This is a genomic window from Pseudoduganella sp. RAF53_2, from assembly GCF_052113985.1.
Lineage (GTDB): Bacteria > Pseudomonadota > Gammaproteobacteria > Burkholderiales > Burkholderiaceae_D > Rugamonas.
In genome coordinates this window covers 1-6,742 of the sequence record NZ_JBFRDW010000320.1, presented here as the reverse complement: position 1 = coordinate 6,742, position 6,742 = coordinate 1, and the positions used below count along the sequence as shown (strand labels likewise).

The following is a 6,742-nucleotide window of genomic DNA, read 5'->3' as shown; positions in this document are numbered from 1 at the left end:
GCACGATGGCGCCACCGGCCAGGGCGCCCAGCACCAGCAAGGCTGCGAACGCTTGCTTGCGCTGTTTGCGCTTCGCCTCGCGGTGAGGCAGCAGATTAATGCGTATCATCAGCCGAACCTCCGCATGGCAAGGCCGCAGGCCACGAGATAAGCCGGCGCATCAGCGCGCAGTGCCTGTTCGCGCACACCGGAGCCCAGCTGCATGCCTTTGAAGGGCGAGATCACCGCGCTCGAAATGCGGGTACGGCTGGCGATCAGTTCGAGCAAGCCGGGCAAGGTGGCACAGCCGCCCGCCAGAAAGATCTGGTCGATCTTGGTGTAAGGGGTGGAGGTAAAGAAGAACTGGATGGCACGGGTGATTTCCAGCGCAGCGCTTTCCAGGAACGGGGCCAGCACGTCGCTGGCAAAGTTCTCGGGCAGATCGCCGCTCTTCTTGCGCGCTTCGGCTTCCTCGTAGGCGAGGCCGTATGCACGCACGATATCCTGGGTCAGGGAGTGGCCGCCGAAAGGCTGCTCGCGTTCATATACGGTGGTGCCATCCAACATCACGGAGATATGGGTGACCTGGGCGCCGATCTGGAACAGGGCCACCACCTGGCCGGTACCGCCATCGGCCATTTGCACCACGACGCGGTCCARCGCAGCGCGTGCAGCATAGGACTCGATATCCAGCACTTGCGCCTTCATGCCCGAAGCTTCCGCTACCGCCACGCGGTCTTCCACTTTTTCGCGGCGTGCTGCGGCCAGCATGACTTCAATATCGTCGGTGGAATTGGGCACCGGGCCAATGACGTCAAAGTCCAGGCTCACTTCGTCGAGGGCAAAGGGAATATACTGGCTGGCCTCGGACTCCACCTGCACTTCCAGCTGCTCTTCCGACATGCCGGCTGGCRGAACGATTTTTTTGGTGATAACCGAGGCCGGCGGCATACCGAGCGCCACATGACGGGCGCGTGTGCCGCTTTTCTTGATCAGGCGGCGCACGGCGTCGACCACCTGGTCCATGTTCTCGATATTACCGTCGGTGACGGCACCTCGCGGCAAGGCTTCGGCAGCATAGCGCTCAAGGCGCATGCCATCCTTGCCGGCATCGGCCAGCTCTACCAGGCGGACGCTGGAGGTGCTGATGTCGATGCCGACCAGCGGGGCCTGGGCGCCGCCGAGCAGGGCTTTTAGATCGAGCATCATTTATGCACTCCTGACAACTCCATAGACATTTGAATATCGGAATTCTTTTAAAAACCCATGCTTAGCGAGCAAAGGTGAGACAGTACATTAGATGCTAGCAATATTGCTCAAACAATGTAAAGGTATTTCTACAAAGCACGATTGTGTCGTTGTTTGCCTTACGCCACAGTGACTTACCTTAGACGTGGCTGCGGAATTAACAGAGTTGTTTTGTTGCTCATGGTAAATATTACTCAAAATAATGGCCTATTTTCGTGCGCGCCCCGTAATTGCTGCTCGCTTATAATTCCTCGCATAACTATTAACCCGTACTGCGCATGACTTCTATTAATAAAGAGACCCCGCCGCAAAAGAAATCTCACGGTTTCCTGATGATGGCCCTGGTCTCGGTATTGGGCCTGATCCTGGCAGGCGTGTTGCTGGTCGTCTTTGGACTGGCGCTGGCCTACCCCAACCTGCCCTCCCTGGATACGCTGACCGATTACCGGCCCAAGATGCCACTACGGATCTTCTCTGCCGACAATGTGCTGATCGGCGAGTTCGGCGAAGAACGCCGCAACCTTGTGCACTTCAAAGACATCCCCGATGTGATGAAGAAGGCCGTGCTGGCCATCGAGGACGATCGCTTCTACGAACATGGCGGCGTGGATTACTGGGGCATCCTGCGCGCGGCCCTGCACAACGCCACGGGCGGTGCGCGTCAGGGCGCATCCACCATCACGCAGCAGGTGGCGCGCAACTTCTTCCTCTCCAGCGAACAGACACTGAAACGCAAGGCTTATGAAGCCCTGCTGGCCTGGAAGATCGAACAGAACCTCACGAAGGACCAGATCCTTGAGGTCTACATGAATCAGATCTACCTGGGCCAGCGCGCTTACGGCTTTGCGTCGGCCGCCCAAATCTACTTCGGCAAGAATCTGAAAGACATTAGCGTGGCAGAAGCGGCCATGCTGGCCGGCCTGCCCAAAGCGCCTTCGGCTTACAACCCGGTAGTCAATCCGAAGCGCGCACGCACGCGCCAGCAGTACATCCTGCAGCGCATGCTCCAGCTTGGCTATATTACGCCCGCACAGTACGACACGGCCAAGAACGAGCAGCTAAAAGTGAAAACCGACAGCAGCGAGTTTGGCGTTCATGCCGAATATGTTGCGGAAATGGCGCGCCAGCTGGTCTATGAGCAGTTCAAGGAAGATACCTACACGCGCGGCCTGAACGTCTTCACCACCATCACCAAGGCCGATCAGGACGCCGCTTACCTGGCCCTGCGCCGCGGCGTGATGGATTACGAGCGCCGCCACGCTTACCGTGGTCCGGAAGCTTATGTGGACCTGCCGGCCAATAAATCCGAAGCCGACGAGATGATCGAAACCGAACTCGCCGAACATCCGGACAGCGACGATATCGTGGCTGCCATGGTGCTGGACGCCGGCGCGAACAAAGTCACCGCCGTCACCGCATCGGGCGAAGAGATCAGCATCACCGGCGCCGGTCTGGAACAGGGCCGCTCGTGGCTATCGGACAAGAACCCGCCGAATAAGCGCATTCGCCGTGGCGCGGTGATCCGCGTCTACCAGGAAGGCAAGGACTGGCTGCTGACCCAGATGCCGGAAGTGGAATCGGCCTTCATTTCGGCCAGCACCGAAGACGGCGCCATCAAATCGATGGTGGGTGGCTTCGACTACAACCGCAACAAGTTCAATCACGTGACGCAGGCATGGCGCCAGCCAGGCTCCTCCTTCAAGCCCTTCATCTACTCGGCTTCGCTGGAGCGCGGACTTTCACCGTCCACCATGATTAACGACGCACCGATCTCCTTCGACGCAGGCCAGACCGGCGGCCAGGCATGGGAGCCGAAGAACTACGACGGCAAGTACGAAGGCCCGATGACCATGCGCCGCGGCCTGACCAAGTCGAAGAACATGATCTCGATCCGCATCCTGCACAAGATCGGCGCCAAGTACGGCCAGGAATATGCCACCCGCTTCGGCTTCGATGCGGAACGTAATCCGCCTTACCTGACGCTGGCTCTGGGTGCGGGCGCCGTGACGCCGCTGCAGATGGCGGGCGCCTACTCTGTATTTGCCAACGGCGGCTACAAGGTGACGCCATATCTGATTTCCAAAGTGACCGATGCGAATGGCAAAGTTCTGTCGCAAGCCGCTCCTGACCGTGCGGGCGACGAGAAGAACCGCGTAATCGATGAACGCAATGCCTTCCTGATGGATTCGATGCTGAAGGATGTGGTGCGCTTCGGTACTGCCACCAAGGCGCTGGTGCTCAAGCGTCCGGACATCGCGGGCAAGACCGGCACCACCAATGATTCCATCGACGCCTGGTTCGCAGGCTATCAGCCAAAGCTTGTGGGCATCGCCTGGATCGGCTTCGACCAGCCGCGCAACCTGGGCAACCGCGAAACCGGCGGCGGCCTGGCGCTGCCGATCTGGATCGGCTATATGCAGAAGTCGCTGAAGAATATTCCGATCGAGGAACGTGCAGTGCCGGAGGGCATCATCATGGCCGACGGTGAATACTATTACGCGGAGAATCCGCCGGGAACCGGCGTGCAGAGCCTGGAAGGCAATACCCGCGGCACTCCGGCGGAGGAAAAGCAGAAGGACGCTGTGAAGAACGAGCTGTTCTAAAAACCAACGGCGCAAACCTGGTGGCTGCCACGATGTGGCAGCCACCTGCTCTCTGCCTCTGGTTTAAGGCGCAAGCACCACCGGCGCGCCGCCTTGTGCGGTGGCAATCTCCGACAGCGCAGCGAACAATTCCAGCCCGCTGCGCGTATCGCACCATTTACCTTCCAGAAAGCGGTAGTGGAAACCGCCCGAGCGCGCGGCCACCCACAGCTCTTTCATCGCTGCCTGGCTGTTGACGATCACCTTCGATCCGTTCTCCAGGAACTCGATTTCCAGCACATTGCCGTTGCGGCTGCACTCCACATCCACCATATCCTGGTCGGCCAGACGGTCCAGTGCTGCCTCAACAGCATCCAGCGTCTCTTCCGCCAGCTCCAAAAATTCCGATTCGGTCATGCTACACTCCAAGGTCTCAATCCAAACCGTATTTTAATCGTGAAGTCCAGAATCGCACTGCCTGCCGCGCTGGCCCTCGCCGCAATGCTGACCGCATGCGGCCAAACCGGTCCGCTCTACCTGCCCAAACCGCCCACCAAGCCTGCCAGTTCCGACAACCTCGGCAAACCAGGCGTGGCGCCACCGTCTTCCCCAGTGCCCTCCACTCCTCCAGCATCCCAACAGTAAGCTCTTATGTCCCAATTCGAATACCAGAATGGCGTGATGCACGCCGAAGACGTTGCGCTCAACGCGATCGCAGAACAATACGGCACCCCGGCCTACGTCTATTCCAAAAAGACGCTGCTGGATAACTTTGATTCATACGCGAATGCCGCTGCCGGCCGCGATGCGCTGGTCTGCTATGCCATGAAGGCGAATTCGAATCTGGCGATCCTGAAGCTGCTGGCGGACAAGGGCGCGGGCTTCGATATCGTGTCCGGCGGCGAACTGCTGCGCGTGATTGCCGCCGGCGGCGATCCGAAGAAAGTGATCTTCTCCGGCGTGGGCAAGAGCGTGGATGAAATGCGCCTGGCGCTGAACCACGACATCCTGTGCTTCAACGTGGAATCCATCCCTGAACTGCACCGTCTGAACGAAGTGGCCGGCAGCATGGGCAAGAAGGCCCGCGTATCGCTGCGCGTGAATCCGAACGTGGATGCCAAGACCCATCCTTACATCGCCACGGGCCTGAAGGCCAACAAGTTCGGCGTAGCGTTCGATGATGCGCTCGATACCTATCGCGTCGCTGCCAAGCTGCCGCACCTGGACGTCTCCGGCATCGACTGCCACATCGGCTCGCAGCTGCTGGACGACGCACCGCTGCTGGAAGCACTGGACAAGCTGATTGAACTGATCGACACCCTGCACGCTGAAGGTATCCACCTGCACCACCTGGACATCGGCGGCGGCCTGGGCATCGACTACGGCGACGGCGCGCCGGTGCCGGTCGGCGATTATCTCGGCCGCCTGTTCAAGCGCATCGACGCCTGGCGCAAGGAAAAGCACAACGGCCAGCCGATCAAGGTGATCTTCGAACCGGGCCGCTCGATCGTCGGCAACGCCGGCGTACTGCTGACCCGCGTGGAGTTCATCAAGCACGGTGAAGAGAAGAACTTCTGCATCGTCGATGCGGCCATGAACGATATGGCGCGTCCGGCGATGTATCAGGCGTGGATGGACATGCAGCCTGTCGTGAAAGCCGGTACGGCTTCCGCCATGTTCGACGTGGTCGGYCCGATCTGCGAATCCGGCGACTGGCTGGCACGTGACCGCGAGCTGGCGGTTGCCCCAGGCGATCTGCTGGTGATGAAGACCGCCGGCGCCTACGGCATGACCATGGCTTCCAACTACAACACCCGCGGCCGCGCCGTTGAACTGATCGTGGACGGCTCACAAGTCCACGTCGTGCGCCAGCGCGAAAATCCAGCCGACCTGTTCGCGCTGGAATCCGTTATCAAATAAGTCGTTGCCGGGACTGGCGCTGGATACTCATCAAGATCCCGCAGCCCAGTCCCAGCGTCATGAGCGCTGTGCCGCCGTAGCTGATGAAGGGCAGCGGCACGCCGACCACCGGCACGATGCCACTGACCATGCCGATGTTCACGAAGACGTAGGTGAAGAAGATCATCGTGATCGATCCGGCCAGCAAGCGTGCGAACTGGGTGTCCGCGCGGGCGGTAATTTGCAGGCCGCGCGCAATCAGCAGAAAGTACAGCAGCAGCAAGGCGCAAATTCCGAGCAGGCCAAATTCTTCGGCAAAGACGGAGAAGATGAAGTCCGTCGAGCGCTCCGGCACGAAGCCGAGATGGCCTTGCGTGCCTTCGAGCCAGCCCTTGCCCGATAAGCCTCCCGAACCAATCGCAATGCCCGCCTGCGTGATCTGGAAGCCTTTGCCCATTGGGTCGGCGCCCGGATCGAGCATGGTTATCACGCGCTGACGCTGGTAGTCGTGCAGGAAGGGCCAGGCAATCGGCACAGCCACCACCGCCGCGGCAGCCAGCGCCGCCAATGCCTTCCACGACAGGCCAGCAAACAGAATCACATAGAAGCCCGCGGCCAGCACCAGCAGCGCAGTACCCAGGTCGGGCTGCCTGGCGATCAGTGCGACAGGAATCAGCAGCAGCACGGCAGCCACTGCAAAGGTCTTCCAGCGCTGCGTGGCGCGGAAATGATGGAAGAACCAGGCCAGCATCAGCGGCATGGCGATCTTCATCAGCTCCGAGGGCTGGAATTCGAAGCCGAGATTAATCCAGCGCTGCGAGCCTTTACGGCTGGTGCCCGCAACGAAGACAGCCAGCAGCATCAGCACGCCCGCGGCATACACGCCCGCTGCGTAGCGCTGCAATTGCTGTGGCGGGACATTCGCCACTGCCCACATGAGGCCRAGCGCGATCAGGATATTGCGCAGCTGGAGTTCGAAGCGGCCGGGGAAATCGAGGGCCGCGGAATACAGGGTGACCAGGCCCGCCGCCAGC

General features: G+C 60.3%; 6 protein-coding genes and 1 pseudogene. 3 read left to right on the top strand and 4 right to left on the bottom strand.

The window, feature by feature from the left end:
• Window positions 1-109, bottom strand: a pseudogene (locus tag AB4Z11_RS18795) (PilN domain-containing protein); the annotation flags it as partial.
• On the bottom strand, window positions 109-1,185 hold the full coding sequence (locus AB4Z11_RS18790; RefSeq protein ID WP_442026839.1) for a pilus assembly protein PilM: 1,077 nt from the start codon (window positions 1,183-1,185) through the stop codon (window positions 109-111). The pseudogene AB4Z11_RS18795 and the gene AB4Z11_RS18790, both read right to left, overlap by 1 nt.
• A 374-nt stretch (window positions 1,186-1,559) precedes the next feature.
• Here AB4Z11_RS18790 and AB4Z11_RS18785 point away from each other — a divergent pair, with 374 nt between their 5' ends.
• Window positions 1,560-3,830 (top strand): penicillin-binding protein 1A, encoded by a 2,271-nt coding sequence (locus AB4Z11_RS18785; RefSeq protein ID WP_442026838.1) that lies wholly within the window; start codon window positions 1,560-1,562, stop codon window positions 3,828-3,830.
• A gap of 63 nt (window positions 3,831-3,893) precedes the next feature.
• Here the strand turns inward: AB4Z11_RS18785 and cyaY are convergent, their stop codons facing one another.
• The gene (cyaY, locus tag AB4Z11_RS18780) at window positions 3,894-4,226 is read right to left on the bottom strand and encodes an iron donor protein CyaY (RefSeq protein WP_442026836.1); all 333 of its coding nucleotides are present in this window, start codon (window positions 4,224-4,226) and stop codon (window positions 3,894-3,896) included.
• 39 nt (window positions 4,227-4,265) lie between these two features.
• Here cyaY and lptM point away from each other — a divergent pair, with 39 nt between their 5' ends.
• Window positions 4,266-4,454 (top strand): LPS translocon maturation chaperone LptM, encoded by a 189-nt coding sequence (gene lptM / locus AB4Z11_RS18775; RefSeq protein ID WP_442026835.1) that lies wholly within the window; start codon window positions 4,266-4,268, stop codon window positions 4,452-4,454.
• A gap of 6 nt (window positions 4,455-4,460) precedes the next feature.
• Window positions 4,461-5,729 carry a diaminopimelate decarboxylase gene (gene lysA, locus AB4Z11_RS18770; RefSeq protein WP_442026834.1) on the top strand — a complete coding sequence of 423 codons (1,269 nt, stop codon included), beginning with the start codon at window positions 4,461-4,463 and terminating at the stop codon, window positions 5,727-5,729.
• Here the strand turns inward: lysA and rodA are convergent.
• Window positions 5,722-6,742: rod shape-determining protein RodA (rodA, locus tag AB4Z11_RS18765; protein WP_442026833.1), on the bottom strand; the 1,021-nt coding region annotated here is incomplete at its 5' end. The genes lysA and rodA overlap by 8 nt on opposite strands.